Annotated in this window: 14 protein-coding genes, 3 tRNA genes, 1 rRNA gene, 1 other RNA gene and 1 other annotated feature; of the genes, 18 read left to right on the forward strand and 1 reads right to left on the reverse strand. The window is 35.8% G+C overall.

Going from position 1 to position 15,433, the window contains the following annotated elements; all coding sequences use genetic code 11:
• A 5S ribosomal RNA gene (gene rrf / locus EDD72_RS11995) occupies window positions 1-94 on the forward strand; the annotation flags it as partial.
• 76 nt (window positions 95-170) lie between these two features.
• On the opposite strand, the gene EDD72_RS12000 is transcribed toward rrf, so the two are convergent.
• Window positions 171-1,208 (reverse strand): YaaC family protein, encoded by a 1,038-nt coding sequence (locus EDD72_RS12000; RefSeq protein WP_132770672.1) that lies wholly within the window; start codon window positions 1,206-1,208, stop codon window positions 171-173.
• Window positions 1,209-1,373: 165 nt separating this feature from the next.
• On the opposite strand from EDD72_RS12000, the gene guaB reads away from it, so the two are divergent.
• The 17 genes from guaB (at window position 1,374) to EDD72_RS12085 (ending at window position 15,204) form a co-directional block, all read left to right on the forward strand.
• Window positions 1,374-2,831 (forward strand): IMP dehydrogenase, encoded by a 1,458-nt coding sequence (gene guaB, locus EDD72_RS12005; RefSeq protein ID WP_132770674.1) that lies wholly within the window; start codon window positions 1,374-1,376, stop codon window positions 2,829-2,831.
• A 109-nt stretch (window positions 2,832-2,940) separates the two neighbouring features.
• Entirely contained in the window at window positions 2,941-4,248 is a 1,308-nt protein-coding gene (locus EDD72_RS12010; RefSeq protein WP_243643843.1) for a D-alanyl-D-alanine carboxypeptidase family protein, read from the forward strand.
• Window positions 4,249-4,325: 77 nt separating this feature from the next.
• On the forward strand, window positions 4,326-5,210 hold the full coding sequence (gene pdxS / locus EDD72_RS12015) for a pyridoxal 5'-phosphate synthase lyase subunit PdxS (protein ID WP_132770677.1): 885 nt from the start codon (window positions 4,326-4,328) through the stop codon (window positions 5,208-5,210).
• A 15-nt stretch (window positions 5,211-5,225) separates the two neighbouring features.
• Window positions 5,226-5,801: a pyridoxal 5'-phosphate synthase glutaminase subunit PdxT gene (gene pdxT / locus EDD72_RS12020; protein ID WP_132770680.1), complete on the forward strand. Its 576-nt coding sequence runs from the start codon at window positions 5,226-5,228 to the stop codon at window positions 5,799-5,801.
• Window positions 5,802-5,864: 63 nt separating this feature from the next.
• Window positions 5,865-6,078, forward strand: a binding site (T-box leader).
• Window positions 6,079-6,120: 42 nt separating this feature from the next.
• Window positions 6,121-7,401, forward strand: a complete 1,281-nt coding sequence (gene serS, locus EDD72_RS12025; protein WP_132770682.1) for a serine--tRNA ligase — start codon at window positions 6,121-6,123, stop codon at window positions 7,399-7,401.
• Window positions 7,402-7,535: 134 nt separating this feature from the next.
• Window positions 7,536-7,625, forward strand: a tRNA-Ser gene (locus EDD72_RS12030).
• A 43-nt stretch (window positions 7,626-7,668) separates the two neighbouring features.
• Window positions 7,669-7,745, forward strand: a tRNA-Arg gene (locus EDD72_RS12035).
• A gap of 355 nt (window positions 7,746-8,100) precedes the next feature.
• The gene (tadA, locus tag EDD72_RS12040) at window positions 8,101-8,601 is read left to right on the forward strand and encodes a tRNA adenosine(34) deaminase TadA (RefSeq protein ID WP_243643844.1); all 501 of its coding nucleotides are present in this window, start codon (window positions 8,101-8,103) and stop codon (window positions 8,599-8,601) included.
• Window positions 8,602-8,680: 79 nt separating this feature from the next.
• A complete protein-coding gene (locus tag EDD72_RS12045) occupies window positions 8,681-9,478 on the forward strand; it encodes an undecaprenyl-diphosphate phosphatase (RefSeq protein ID WP_132770684.1) in 798 nt (265 codons plus the stop codon).
• 65 nt (window positions 9,479-9,543) lie between these two features.
• Window positions 9,544-9,636, forward strand: a tRNA-Ser gene (locus EDD72_RS12050).
• A 218-nt stretch (window positions 9,637-9,854) separates the two neighbouring features.
• Window positions 9,855-10,119, forward strand: an RNA gene (ffs, locus tag EDD72_RS12055) — signal recognition particle sRNA large type.
• Between the two features lie 164 nt (window positions 10,120-10,283).
• Window positions 10,284-11,705, forward strand: coding sequence for an ATP-binding protein (locus EDD72_RS12060; RefSeq protein ID WP_165895088.1), 1,422 nt, complete (start codon window positions 10,284-10,286; stop codon window positions 11,703-11,705).
• Window positions 11,706-11,810: 105 nt separating this feature from the next.
• The gene (gene dnaX / locus EDD72_RS12065; protein ID WP_132770688.1) at window positions 11,811-13,508 is read left to right on the forward strand and encodes a DNA polymerase III subunit gamma/tau; all 1,698 of its coding nucleotides are present in this window, start codon (window positions 11,811-11,813) and stop codon (window positions 13,506-13,508) included.
• Between the two features lie 30 nt (window positions 13,509-13,538).
• The gene (locus EDD72_RS12070; RefSeq protein WP_132770690.1) at window positions 13,539-13,850 is read left to right on the forward strand and encodes a YbaB/EbfC family nucleoid-associated protein; all 312 of its coding nucleotides are present in this window, start codon (window positions 13,539-13,541) and stop codon (window positions 13,848-13,850) included.
• A 13-nt stretch (window positions 13,851-13,863) separates the two neighbouring features.
• Window positions 13,864-14,466, forward strand: a complete 603-nt coding sequence (recR, locus tag EDD72_RS12075) for a recombination mediator RecR (RefSeq protein ID WP_132770692.1) — start codon at window positions 13,864-13,866, stop codon at window positions 14,464-14,466.
• Window positions 14,467-14,562: 96 nt separating this feature from the next.
• Window positions 14,563-14,817 (forward strand): DUF2508 family protein, encoded by a 255-nt coding sequence (locus EDD72_RS12080; RefSeq protein ID WP_132770694.1) that lies wholly within the window; start codon window positions 14,563-14,565, stop codon window positions 14,815-14,817.
• A 105-nt stretch (window positions 14,818-14,922) separates the two neighbouring features.
• Window positions 14,923-15,204, forward strand: a complete 282-nt coding sequence (locus EDD72_RS12085; RefSeq protein WP_132770697.1) for a pro-sigmaK processing inhibitor BofA family protein — start codon at window positions 14,923-14,925, stop codon at window positions 15,202-15,204.
• The last annotated feature ends 229 nt before the right edge of the window (window positions 15,205-15,433 follow it).

Genomic DNA, 15,433 nt, shown 5'->3' on the forward strand with positions numbered 1-15,433 from the left:
CACACGCGTACCCATCCCGAACACGACCGTTAAGCCCTCCAGCGCCGATGGTACTTGGACCGAAGGGTCTTGGGAGAGTAGGACGTTGCCAGGCAGAAGTAAGACCACCGAATAGGTGGTCTTTTTTAATGTATAGGCGGATCGAGACGAGATATTTAATAAGGTGTATATTACTTAAAAATATGAATTCCTTGGAAAAGTTCATTTAAAATAAGATTAGGGAATGTTCGCAGAGAGCTATTTATAAATTCATTAATGATATACATATCCTCAGATGAAAATGAAAAAATAATCTCTCCCCAAAGTTCAGTTTCATAGCGACACAACATTCCTAAGTTAAACATGATCATATAATAAATCATAAGATTTGGAAGTAAAAAACGACTTTCTAAGATTGGTTTAAGAAAAGATCTTCCTTTAAAATCGATTAGGAACATTGGATGGTCAATGATATGAAAATTTTCTTCATTGTTGTTACTTACCAGTTGTAAATTTAAAAATTTGGGATTATTGCTTTCAACAAATTGAAAAGACTCCTCTTTTTTAGAATAATACAAATTTAATTCTGATAGAACTTCATTTTTATTCCCATGGTAATGAGATAGTATTTCAATTGGCAGATAAAATTTATGGCTCTTCTCATTTTCAAAAAAAATAGGATAGATTCGTTGTTCATCATAAGATTTTTTATAACTATCTAAGATTTCCGGCAAAAGAGAAAGTAGCTCCTTAATTTTAAACTTTTGTCCATCAATTTTTTCAATTGGTTGTTGTGTTATTAGATTATAAAATAAAGGGATTAAACCTTCTTTCTGAATTTTTATTTCATCCTCATGAAATTGGTAATTACTTTTTTTTAATTTCCTTGTTGTGATACCATGTCTTAATACCCCAGTATGACTTGGATAAGATGGGTCTTTTGTTAAGATAACAGCTTTCATCAGATTCATCATTCCATAATAGATCAGAAGAGGTTTTACTAGAATATTACTTTTTTCAGCAGAATGAAAATATTCTCGAGCTTGTTTAATAAAATAAATAAATTTTGATGTATTATGGAATGCCAATTTATATCCATTCTTTTCATCTATTTTTTCATAGATTTCTTGAAGATATTGTTTTGTCTTTGCTTCACTTTCAAAATAGACAAAAGTATCCCACATTTTTTGATAAGGGTTTTCGCTATAAATAAAATGAATGGTTTTCATTCCTTCATCCCCTGTAATCTACCTTTCCTATACTTTATAATTCCCAAATATAATCGATTCATCATTCTTGACAGCAAAAATTCACTTTGTTAAACTCGTAATAATATATTTTACTTGATAATCCGATTCATTAAGAGAATAAAAGTAGAGGAAGGGAAACGAAACATGTGGGAAACAAAATTTGCACGTGAAGGTTTAACTTTTGATGATGTATTGCTAATTCCTGCAAAGTCAGAAGTACTACCTAGGGATGTCAATGTTTCAACTCAGTTAGGTCGTATACGTTTAAATATACCGATTATTAGTGCGGGTATGGACACAGTAACCGAAGCAAATATGGCGATTGCGATGGCAAGACAAGGTGGGTTAGGTATTATCCATAAGAATATGTCGATTCAAAAACAAGTCGAAGAAGTGGATCGTGTGAAAAGATCTGAAAATGGGGTAATTACCAATCCATTCTATCTCACACCTGATCACATCGTAGCAGATGCAGAAGCGTTAATGGCCAAATATCGTGTATCAGGTGTTCCCATTGTGAACCAAGATCAAGAATTAGTTGGAATTATTACAAATAGAGATTTACGATTTATTAAAGATTATTCTCAAAAAATTCAAGATGTAATGACAAAAGAACATCTCATTACAGCCCCTGTAGGGACAACCTTAGAACAAGCAAAGGAAATTCTTCAGCGGTATAAGATTGAAAAATTACCCCTTGTGGATGAACAAAATAAATTAAAAGGTTTAATTACGATTAAGGATATTGAAAAGGCGATAGAGTTTCCAAATGCTGCAAAAGATGAGCATGGACGTTTAGTTGTGGGTGCTGCAATTGGAGTTTCTAGGGATACCTTTGAGAGAGCTAAAGCATTAGTGGAGGCAGGAGTCGATGCACTTGTTGTCGATACTGCTCATGGACATTCAAAAGGGGTACTGGATACTGTACGAGAATTACGAAGATTATATCCTGATTTAGTCATCATTGCGGGTAATGTTGCAACTGCGGAAGGAACAAGGGATTTGATTGAGGCAGGTGCTTCTGTTGTTAAAGTAGGAATTGGACCAGGATCGATTTGTACAACCCGTGTGGTAGCCGGTGTCGGTGTTCCTCAGATTACAGCGATTTATGAAGCAGCTACTGTTGCGAGAAAATATGGGATCCCGATTATTGCTGATGGTGGAATTAAATATTCTGGAGATATCACAAAAGCGATTGCAGCTGGAGCTTCTGCTGTTATGTTGGGAAGTTTATTAGCAGGTACAGATGAAAGCCCTGGAGATTTTGAGACTTATCAAGGAAGAAGATATAAAGTCTATCGGGGTATGGGTTCGATCGGTGCAATGAATGCAGGAAGTAAAGATCGTTATTTCCAAGAAAATGCTCTTAAATTAGTTCCAGAAGGTATCGAAGGCCGAGTTGCGTACAAAGGACCTCTAAGTGATACAATTTATCAATTAGTCGGGGGTCTGCGTTCAGGAATGGGCTATTGTGGAACGAGAACGATCCAAGAATTAATCGAACGCGGCCAGTTTGTAAAAATTACGAGTGCAGGTTTAAAAGAAAGCCATCCTCATGATGTTCAGATTACAAAAGAATCTCCCAATTATTCTATATTATAATTAAGTATTGGAAGGTTTAGCGAAGATAGGGAAACATTTCCCTGTCTTTTTTCGTTAGAATCTGTGATACAATTAGCTAGGGTTAAAATAAAATGGGGGGTGTCTATTCTTGAAACGATATCATAAAATAGTAACGATATTTGTTTTGTTAACACTTGTACTGCCTTTTTTCGGTTATTTAAAACCAGTAAACGCAGCGCAACCTAACTTAAATGTGCAAGCAAGGTCAGCTATCTTAGTTGATGCGATTTCTGGAAAGATCTTATATGCACAAAATCCGGACGAGCCTTTACCACCTGCTAGCATGACGAAAATGATGACAGAGTATCTTGTGGAAGAAGCAGTTGCGAAAGGGAAAATAAAATGGGATGATGTAGTAACTGCCAGTGAATATGCGCATTTCTTAGGTAAAGGCGATGGTTCAAAAGTTGGGTTAGCAGTAGGAGAACAACATACTGTCAAAGAATTAGTATATGCGATGACAGTTGGTTCTGCCAATGATGCTACTGTTGCTTTAGCTGAACGTATCGCTGGATCGGAAACCAATTTTGTTCAAATGATGAATGAAAAAGTAAAGGAATTAGGGATGACGAATACCCATTTTGCAACGGCAACAGGGTATCCGAAAAAAGATCTAGGACAATATGCTCCTGCAATTGAAGGGGAATCTGTAATGTCGGCTAGAGATGCGGCGATTTTAGCATGGCATTTAATTCATGATTATCCAAGCAGTCTTGAATTTAATAAGACGGCAAAATATACTTTTATGCAGGGACAAAATCCACGTGAGTTAAAGAATTATAATTTTATGATTCCTGGATTGATTTATGGAAACCTTGTACAAGGCGTAGATGGATTAAAAACAGGCCATACTTCAGCCGCTGGATATAACTTTACTGCAACTGCAGTGCAAAATGGAATGAGATTAATTAGTGTTGTTCAAGGAACGTCTTCCGAAAAAGAACGTTTCTTTCAAACAAAAAAATTATTAGATTATGGTTTTTCTACCTACGAAATTACAGATTTAGCAAAGGCAAAAGAGAGTATCAAAGGGTTTGAAACTGTACCTCTTAAAAATGGAAAAGAAAAAGAAGTCACAGCAATTACCAAAGATACATTCTCTGTTGTTATCAAAAAAGGAGAAAAGGATTTATATAAACCTGTCGCTGTCTTTAATCAAGATCTTCAAGCTCCGATAAAGAGTGGACAAAAAGTCGGCTATCTGACTTATAAATATGAGGGAAAAGAAAATTATGATTATCTAAACGATAAGATTAAAATGCAGGGCAATATGGATCTCGTTGCCAAAGATGAAGTAGAAAAAGCAAGTGCTTTTCGCTTATTTTTCAGAAAAATATTCTCTATGATTGGTGGTATTTTCACGGGTATTGTAGATATGATAAAGGGATTATTTTAAAACCATTGTAAATTTTTGACGAATTCGTTAGAATATAATGATAGTAAGTTTATTCAAGTTTTTAGGAGGCATAGAAGATGGTAGAGGTAGGGACATCACGTGTAAAACGTGGTATGGCTGAGATGCAAAAAGGCGGCGTTATTATGGATGTTGTGAACGCCGAACAAGCAAAGATCGCTGAAGCTGCTGGTGCTGTTGCAGTCATGGCATTAGAAAGAGTACCAGCCGATATTCGTGCAGCTGGTGGAGTTGCTCGTATGGCAGATCCTCGAATCATTGAAGAGGTAATGAATGCTGTTTCAATTCCAGTAATGGCGAAAGCTCGAATTGGTCATTTTGTAGAAGCACGGATTCTTGAAGCTCTAGGGGTAGACTATATCGATGAAAGTGAAGTACTCACTCCTGCTGATGAAATTTATCATATAGATAAGAAAGAATTTACTGTTCCATTTGTTAATGGTGCTAGAGATCTTGGTGAAGCTCTACGCCGTATTGGTGAAGGTTCTTCAATGATTCGGACAAAAGGAGAACCTGGAACGGGAAATGTTGTCGAAGCTGTTCGGCATATGCGTACGATGATGAGTCAAATTCGTAAGGTTCAGTCGATGTCTAAGGATGAATTGATGACAGAGGCCAAAAATCTAGGTGCACCTTATGAATTGTTAGTTTATGTACATGAGAATGGTCGATTACCCGTTGTGAACTTTGCAGCTGGAGGTATTTCTACTCCTGCAGATGCAGCATTAATGATGCATTTAGGAGCAGATGGGGTATTCGTAGGATCAGGGATTTTTAAATCAGAGAATCCTGAAAAATTTGCAAGAGCGATTGTAGAAGCAACAACACACTATACGGATTATGCATTGATTGCCGAACTTTCCAAAGGGTTAGGAAATCCAATGAAAGGAATTGAGCTTTCTACTTTATTAGAAAATGAACGTATGGCAGTAAGAGGTTGGTAAAAGAAGGTGTAATGGATGAAGATAGGCGTTCTTGCTTTACAAGGTGCAGTCGCTGAACATATGCGAATGATTGAAATGATTGGTGAAGAAACAGTCGCCGTAAAAAAGGTAGAGCAGTTAGAGGAATTAGATGGGATTATTATTCCTGGTGGGGAGAGTACTACCATCGGTAAACTAATGAAAAAGTATGGGTTTGACTCTGCCTTAGTTGAATTTTCTAATCAAAAGAAGCCGATATTCGGAACTTGTGCAGGACTGATTATCTTGGCAAAAGAAATTAATGGGACTTCAGATACGCATTTGGCTTTGATGGATATCAAAGTGGAAAGAAATGCGTTTGGTCGACAGAGAGAAAGTTTTGAGACGAACCTTGCGATTAAAGGTGTTGCTGAAGATTTTCGGGCTGTATTTATTCGTGCACCTTATATTATGGAAGTTAAGAATGATACAGAGATCCTTTCTATCTTTGATGATAAAATTGTAGCAGCTAGACAAGGGCATTTATTAGGATCTGCTTTTCATCCTGAATTAACTCTTGATCCAAGACTTCACCAATATTTTGTTGAGATGATCAAAGAGTATCGGAGGTAGGTGTATCCCTATCCTCTTGTATATTTTTGTTCAATATAGTACATGATGAATGATATAAAAATTGTGAATGCAATGAGGAGAACTAGTACACAGGTTTGATTGTTAAGAGAGTCGATGGATGGTGGAAATCGATCAATCAATCTGTTGGAATCCGTCTCTGAGTGGCTTTCTGAAATGATAGTAAGGGGGCCCGGTTAACAGCCGTTATCTAGATGAGTGGTCTTTTTAAAAAAAGACAACTAGGGTGGCAACGCGGAGTATAAGCACCGTCCCTATCTAGGGATTGGTGTTTTTTTATTATTTTTCTGGAGGGTATTTTATGTTGGATGTTAAATTATTACGTAATGACTTTGATCGAGTGAAAAAAGCATTGGAAAATCGTAATGCTAAAATGAGTGAAATTGATACTTTTACTAATCTTGATACGAAAAGACGTAGTCTTTTACAAGAAGTTGAACAATTGAAGAATCGGAGAAATACGGTTTCTCAAGAAGTAGCAAAGTTAAAAAAGGCTAGGGAAAATGCAGATGCTCTAATCCAAGAGATGAGGCAAGTGGGTGATCAGATAAAGGTATTGGATGACCAAATACGTGAGCTTGATCAAACGATTCAGGACATGCTTTTACAAATTCCAAATATTCCTCATGAAAGTGTTCCTATTGGTAGATCAGAGGAAGATAATGTTCCGATTCGTTATTGGGGAGAGAAGCCTACGTTTCATTTTGAGACAAAACCACACTATGAGATCGCAGAAAATCTTGAAATCCTAGATTTTGAAACGGCATCAAAAGTATCTGGTTCTCGATTTGTCTTTTATAAAGGATTAGGTGCAAGATTAGAGAGGGCATTAATTAATTTCATGTTAGATTTACATGTAGACCAACATGGATACAAAGAAATATTACCCCCATATATTGTAAACCGAGCAAGCATGACAGGTACAGGTCAACTACCTAAGTTTGAAGAAGATGCTTTTAAATTAGTAGATACGGATTACTTTTTGATCCCGACTGCTGAGGTACCAGTTACCAATATGCATCGCAATGAAATCCTTGATGATCAGGACCTTCCTAAGTATTATACAGCATTTAGTGCTTGCTTCCGTTCTGAAGCTGGGGCAGCTGGTAGAGATACGAGGGGATTAATCCGTCAACATCAGTTCAACAAGGTGGAGCTGGTTAAGTTTGTACGTCCTGAAAATTCTTATCAAGAATTAGAGAAACTTGTTGCTGATGCTGAAAAGGTATTACAACTGTTGAAACTTCCTTATCGAGTTGTAAATCTTTGTACGGGAGACTTAGGATTTTCTTCAGCGAAGACATATGATTTAGAAGTTTGGTTACCAAGTTATCATACGTATCGAGAAATCTCTTCCGTAAGTAATTTTGAAGATTTTCAAGCGAGAAGAGCGAATATTCGTTTCCGGCGGGATAAAAACGCAAAGCCAGAGTTTGTGCATACGTTAAATGGTTCAGGATTAGCAGTTGGTCGTACAGTTGCAGCAATCTTAGAAAATTACCAACAAGAGGATGGAAGTGTGATCATTCCTGAAGTTTTAAGACCTTATATGGGTGGAAGAGATAAAATCACCAAAGAATAAGCTAAAAAGAAGAAAAAAGGATAGCTATAGATCGAAACTATAGTTATCCTTTATTTACCTTAAAAAAAATCATAAAAATCCTTGAAACAACCATGAATGATGTGTTAATATATTATTCGTTGACAGCTTCATATGGAGAGGTGGTCGAGCGGTTTAAGGCACTGGTCTTGAAAACCAGCGTACGTGTGAGCGTACCGTGGGTTCGAATCCCACCCTCTCCGCCATAGAATATAGCCTAAAGGCTTTTTTTTGTATCAAAATCAATATGTGCCCGTAGCTCAGCAGGATAGAGCAACAGTTTCCTAAACTGCAGGTCGGAGGTTCGAATCCTCTCGGGCACGCCATCGTAGATATTAGTTAAATTTAGATAACTAGACTACATCTTTGTGAAGGCTTCGATTGAAGCTTTTTTTTATTAGACAAAAATAAATTTTGGGAAACAAATACAAAAAAAAGAGGGAAAAGTGGGTCTAGGAACACTTTTTCCCAAAGGATGGAGTAAGTATATGTGAAGGTAAGGCGGTTTGATAAAGAGTAACGAACAAATGTGAAAGATGAATCATCATCTTTAATTACATGATAAATAGAATCAAAAATGAAGGCAATATTTATGTTCATTCGTTCACAAAGTGTTCAAAAGAAAGTTACGATTTTATGTCAAAGTTTCTATTTAAAATTGTAGAATGATTACCTTTTTTAATGGTATTACCATTTTGGAGTGAAGCAACAATGGACAAAGAAATGAAAAGATATATGGAGGAAGCCTTATTCGAGGCCAAAAAAGCTGAAGCACTTGGTGAAGTTCCCATTGGTGCAGTTATTGTTAAAGATAGTCAAATCATCGCTAGGGGTCATAATTTAAGAGAAACGAGAAAAGACCCAACTGCTCATGCTGAAATAATTGCGATTCACCAAGCGAGTCAAGTATTGGGAGGATGGCGTTTGCATGGATGTACATTATATGTCACCTTAGAGCCATGTCAAATGTGTGCTGGTGCAATCATTCAAGCTCGAATTGACCATGTTGTTTATGGTGCGAGTGATCCGAAAGCAGGATGTGCAGGGACAATTTGTAACTTATTGGAAGATCATCGATTTAATCATCAAGCGAAAATTACGTCGGGAATCATGGAGGAAGAATCTTCTTTACTTCTAAAGAAATTTTTTAAAAAACTTAGGGAATCAAAGGATAAAAAATAAAAGTACTTGTTTGAAGTTCCTAGGTCAAGTATGATGGAAAAGGATTAGGAAATGTTAAGTTAAGTTGGAGGTTAAATCAATGGTAGAACTTATGAAAGCACTTGTTTTAGGAATCATTCAAGGATTTACTGAGTTTTTACCGATTAGTTCGACTGGTCACCTGTTAATTTTCCGTAAGTTATTCGGATTATCAGAAGCAGGTTTGTTTTTAGATACGATGTTACATCTGGGAACATTAATCTCCGTTTTTATTATCTTTTGGGATGATATTCTTCAATTATTAAAGAAACCTTTTAGTAAATTAGCGTTATTAATTATTGTAGGTACGATCCCAACAGCAATTATTGGCTTAACTTTTGAGGATTACTTCGAAGGAATTTCAAAAACAGGTGTAACGGTTGGTTGGGAGTTCCTATTCACTGGTTTTATTTTATGGTTGGCTGAATCGATAAAAGGGAAAGGATATAAGAATGTCGACCAAATTCAGTATAAAGATGCATTTTTGGTCGGTACTCTTCAAGGTGCAGCAATTTTACCTGCAATCTCTAGATCAGGATTAACGATAGCGGGGGCATTATTTCGAGGAATTGATAAAGGTACAGCAGCTCGCTTTTCTTTTTTAATGTCGATTCCAGCTATTCTAGGGGCTGTTGTGTTACAATCATTAAAATTACTGAAAGGAGAAGAATTAGCTTCCCTTCATGCGATTGGTACGATTCCATTGATTGTAGCTACATTAGCTTCAGCGATTTCAGGATTTATTGCTGTAAAATGGATGTTAGCAATTATCCAAAGAGGTTCATTAAAAGTTTTTTCGATTTATGTATGGATTTTAGGAATAGGTATTTTAATTTCACAGTTTTTAGGAAAATGGTAAAATGTTGGTAATTCCTTCCTATTGAATTTTTTTGGTGATGATGCTACAATATTTTTCGTTACAGTGGAGAGGTGTCCGAGTGGCTTAAGGAGGCGGTCTCGAAAACCGCTGTACGGTGATTAGCCGTACCGTGGGTTCAAATCCCACCCTCTCCGCCATTTATTTAAATTATGAATACATAAATATTTCCCCAGTTCCTAGGGGGTTTTTTTATGGAAAAAATCAGAAATTGGGCATATCGACAATTTTACCGAGTTTGACTCTGCCTTCTGATTTCTGTCATGTGTCATTAGTTACCACTTGAATCTTATTATCTTCACTGATATAATGATTTTCGTACCCTTTGAGGTATCTATACAAAAGTATATCAAGTTTGCCGTGCTAGATGGGGAGGTAGCGGTGCCCTGTGACCTGCAATCCGCTATAGCAGGGTCGAATTCCTATCAGCGGTGATCTCCATGTAAGGTCTGGCTTATGCAAGTGGTGTTGACGATTGGGTCCTACGCAACGGACATCTATGAACCCCGTCAGGTCCGGAAGGAAGCAGCGGTAAGTAGAATGGTTCGTGTGTTGTAGGGAAGCCTGATCTGAGCTAACTACACAAGTTCGCTTGTATGGGATCATCAATGATCGGTGCACGGCATCTTTTCATAAAAAACACCTTTTGCTAGAAAAGGTGTTTTTTTATCTTGCGGCCCCCATTAAACCATTATAAGAGATTTTTCAATAATCGTTTTGTAATAAAATTCATAAAAAAGGATTTTGCAAAAGGAAATCGAATTAAATGGGGAAAGGAGGGAACTTGATGAGTCTGAAGTTTCAATTAGAATTTGACCTTGATCAATTCTATAATTATATGTATCAAGCACCTGTCGGTTATCTTGTAATTGATGAAAATGGAAAAGTTCAAGCGATTAACCAGTTATTTCTTCGAGCTAGCCATTATACAGAAAAGGAACTTGTTTCACAGCCTTTTGATAAAGTGATCGATTTTGATGGCGAATGGAAAGATTTAAAAAACCAATTACAATATTATACCTTCAATCAGACCTTACGACTTTCATGGAAAGGCTCAAAGGGAAATAAAGGTACTAGTAAAGTGATTGTTTGGAAATTAGGGAGTACATCACCACAACTATTCGCTTTAGCCTTTCTCAATATACATAAGGAGAAACACTTCAGCTTATTATCTCGTTTTGCAGAAAACTTTGTCTCAGAAACAAGCATTGGGATTATTGTTGTTGATAAAGACTCTAAGTTAGTGGAAATTAGCCCCCTTAGTTGTAAGATATTTAATTTGACGAAAGAAGAAGTACTAAATAAACGGGTTGAAGAAGTTTTTTTCGATATTCCTGATGAACAATTAGTATGTAAAAGGACTCTTTTAGATGGGATTCGTTTACGAAATCATGCAATGACTTATTCGATTAACAAACAAAGGTATGACTTGTTAGTCGATTCGAATACGATTAAAGATGAATCTGGGAATATTGTTGGTGCTTACGTTCTTTTTAAAGATGTAACGAATCTTCGGTCTTTAGAACAACAAGTTTTGCAAAATGATCGATTGGCAACAATTGGTCAAATTGCTGCAGGCACAGCTCATGAAATTCGTAACCCCTTAACCTCAATCCGTGGTTTTTTACAGATTTTAAAAGATGTTCTAATTGAAAACCAATTAATGAATGAATTACAATATACAGACATCATGTTAACAGAGATTGATCGGATTAATAAACTAGTCAATGAAATCCTATTATTAGGAAAACCAAAACATACTACTTATAAACAAGTTGATGTGAATAAAGTTTTATTAGAAGTTCTTCCAATAATTGAAAATCATGGGATGTTGCATGGGGTAGAGGTCAATTATCTACTTGGATCTGGGTTACCCACGATCGTGGCAGATCCAGAACTGTTGAAACAAGTTTTCTTAAATATTGCTAAAAATGGAATTGAAGCGATTATAGATGGCGGCGTTGTTACTGTAACGACCAAATTAGATGAAGACAACAAAAGAATTTTGGTAATGATTCAAGATAATGGTCCTGGTATCCCTAATTATCTTGTCGATAAAATCTTTGATCCTTTCTTTACGACAAAGGAAAAAGGGACTGGGCTAGGATTATCGATTTCTCAGAAAATCATTCATGATCTTGGCGGAAGCATTCGAGTTTCTACAAAGGGATTTGGAACGACATTTCAAATTAATCTACCATATAATTGAACCATCTTTTATCCCCTTTATATTTTTGGGGCTTTTTTGTTTTTGAAATAAAAGAAGATACCTTGTATAATAGATAAGATAAAATGCATAATTGAGGTGTAAACCATGGCCTATTTAGCCTTATATCGTGCTTGGCGTCCTCAAAGATTTATAGACGTTATAGGTCAACAACATATCATCCAAACCTTACAAAATTCTTTAAAGGAAAAACGGTTTGCTCATGCTTATCTTTTTAGTGGTCCACGAGGAACGGGGAAAACAAGTACAGCAAAGATTTTTGCGAAAGCGGTAAATTGTGAACATGGACCAGTTGAAGAACCATGTAACGAATGTAAGGTATGTAAAGGAATTACAGAAGGAACGATTTTCGATGTCGTTGAGATTGATGCGGCATCGAACCGTGGTGTTGAGGAGATCAGGGATTTAAGGGAGAAAGTGAAATTTGCTCCAAACCAAACAAGATATAAGGTTTACATTATTGATGAAGTTCATATGTTAACGACAGAAGCGTTTAATGCTTTATTAAAAACGTTGGAGGAACCACCTGAACATGTCATTTTTATTTTGGCAACAACGGAACCGCATAAAATTCCATTAACAATTATTTCAAGATGTCAACGTTTTGATTTTCGGCGAATTACAATCGACGATATCGTACAACGTTTGGCCCATATCATCCAAGCTGAAGGGTTTACTTATGAACAAGAGGCCCTTACTTTAATTGCTAAGCATTCCGAAGGAGGAATGAGAGACTCACTCAGTTTGCTTGATCAAGTACTTTCATTTAGTGGTGATCATATTACTGTAGATGATGTTCTTCGTGTAACAGGACGTGTTTCTTATCAAGTTTTTTCTCAGATTGCAAAAGATCTTTATGATGGGAATACAGCCAAAGTCTTAGATGAGGTGACACATTTATTTGAAGAAGGTAAGGACCCAGAAAAAATCATAGAAGATTTATTATTATATTATCGTGATCTCTTATTGTATCGATCTGCTCCCCAAATTGAAGAAATAAGGGATAAATCCAATCTTGATCAACAGTTTCCAATCGTTGCTGATTATTATTCAGAAGAACAAATCTACGAGATGATTGAAATTTTTAATAAATATTTAAATGAGATGAAGTGGACAAATCAGCCTCGTATTTTATTGGAATTAGCGATTGTTAAGGCTTCGAAGATGAATAAACATAAAGAAAATCAGCAATCTTTTGCATGGGAAGAAATAGAGCAATTAAAGAAAAGGGTACAAGAGCTAGAGGAAAAATTACAAAGAATTGCAACTAATGAAACCAATATTCATACGATAACAAAATCAGAGGAAAAACCCTTAGTTAAACAGACATCGTTTAAGGTTAGTTCTTCCGTTAAACAATTAGTATCGTTAAGTAAAGACTTTTCGGAAAAACAATTTCAAAAATTAAAACAAGACTGGCCTGAAATCTTACAAGTGATCAAAAGGAAAAAGATTACGGTTCATGCCTGGCTAATGGATGGTGAACCTGTTGCCGCAACAGAAGATACATTAGTAATCGCCTTTAAAAATGTGATGCATAGAGATACTACGGATAAACCAGCTCATCGACAGTTAATCGAATCGGTCATTACTGATAAAATGGGCACTACATTTCGAATTCTTAATCTCTTGAAAAAGGATTGGCAGAAGTTTATCGATGAGAGTGAACCAAAAGAAGGGAAAACAGATGATGAACATTTCGTCTTAGAACCTGAATATGAGGATGAAATAGTAGCGAAAGCGATAGAATTGTTTGGTAAAGATTTAGTTGAAATTAAAGATTGAATTGAACTGAAAATAAAGGAGGACGTTGTGATGAAAAATATGAACCAAATGATGAAACAAGTAAAAAAAATGCAACAACAAATGGAAAAGGCTCAAGAAGAGCTAAAAAATAAAACGGTTGAGGCATCAGCTGGTGGTGGAATGGTTACTGTTGTTGCGAATGGACATAAGGAGATCTTGAGTGTTTCCATTAAACCTGAGGTAGTTGATCCTGATGATATTGAGATGCTGCAGGATTTGGTATTAGCCGCTGTGAATGATGCTCTAAAGCAAGTAGATGAATTAGTGGCCAAGGATATGAGTAGGTTTACAGGTGGGTTGAATATACCAGGACTATTCTAGAAAAGGGGTTATTATGCAATACTACTATCCAGAACCAATTGCAAAGTTAATTGATGGATTTACTAAATTACCAGGTATTGGACCAAAAACGGCTCAACGTTTAGCTTTTCATGTCATTCAGATGGACGAACAAATCGTATTAGACCTCGCAAAGGCCTTGGTTCATGTAAAAAAAGATTTGCATTATTGTTCCATATGTCAGAATATTACAGATGTGGATCCCTGTCATATTTGCCAGGCCAAGACTAGGGATCGTTCGGTGATCTGTGTGGTTCAAGAACCAAAAGATGTGATTGCAATGGAACGAACAAGGGAATATAACGGCTTATATCATGTTTTAAATGGTGTAATCTCCCCGGTAGAAGGGATTGGGCCAGATGAATTAAAGATAAAAGAATTGTTAGTTCGTCTTGAAGATGAGAATGTAAAAGAGTTAATCTTAGCTACTAACCCCAATATCGAAGGAGAAGCAACAGCGATTTATATATCTCGATTAGTAAAACCATTTGGGATCAAAGTAACTCGTATTGCACATGGATTACCGGTTGGCGGTGATTTAGAATATGCAGATGAGGTCACATTAACAAAAGCATTAGAAGGAAGAAGAGAGTTATAAGACAGGTTTACCTGTCTTTTTTTAGCATATTTGTCCACCTTCTTATCTATATATGATAGTGGATAGATCGATGATCAATAAGAGAGGGTGGGATTCATGTTATTTTGCTATTTCGAAGGGCTGAAGAAAAAAAATCAAAAGGTAGAAAGTGAATCCGAAAGATTGTTAGAAGAAATTGACCAAGCAAGAATGGAATGGGATACCGCAATACAACATTTTCAATATGCTGATCATCCAGATATGGTGGAATATATTATTTACTATATAAAAGCTGCTGAAAAAAAATATATGTATCTTTTAAATCGATATAAAAATCAGTATGAGGACTATCAATACAAAAAAAATTATTAAATGTTTATTATGATAAACGTTAGCGGAGTGCTAACGTTTTTGGAATAGATGAAGATCTTTGCGAATAGGTATGTTAAAAATGAAATAATATAAGGGGGTTTTATTATGTCAGGGATCAATATGCTTTGGTGGGGATTTATTTTACTTATAGGTATTCTTATATTTGTTTTTTTTGGACAATCCTTTTTAAGGTTAAGTAAATGGATGTGGTATGGAATTTTTCATATGGCTGTTGGGGGAATATTGATATATCTCATCAATCTTGGTGGTCAATTTGTTCACTTTCATATACCACTAAATCCAATTACCGCTATAGTTATTGGAATATTAGGATTACCAGGGTTAATGGCATTTATCATTATTAAATTTTTCATTACCCCAGTTTAAATTTTAAGTACACTAGATCATTTATTGGTCACTTTAGCACGATATGGTAATATTTATATTACAATCGTACAACCGATAAATTTTAGAAAATTTTATTTTGCCGTTGACATAAGTGAAATAACTATGTTAATATTATTTTTGTCGCTTCGTTACGAATTGATCGGACGAACTGACGAAAAAAGAAACAAAAAAGTTGTTGACAATCAACAACGGAATATGATAAGATACT

The sequence above is a fragment of the Tepidibacillus fermentans genome (assembly GCF_004342885.1).
Taxonomy (GTDB): Bacteria; Bacillota; Bacilli; order Tepidibacillales; family Tepidibacillaceae; genus Tepidibacillus; species Tepidibacillus fermentans.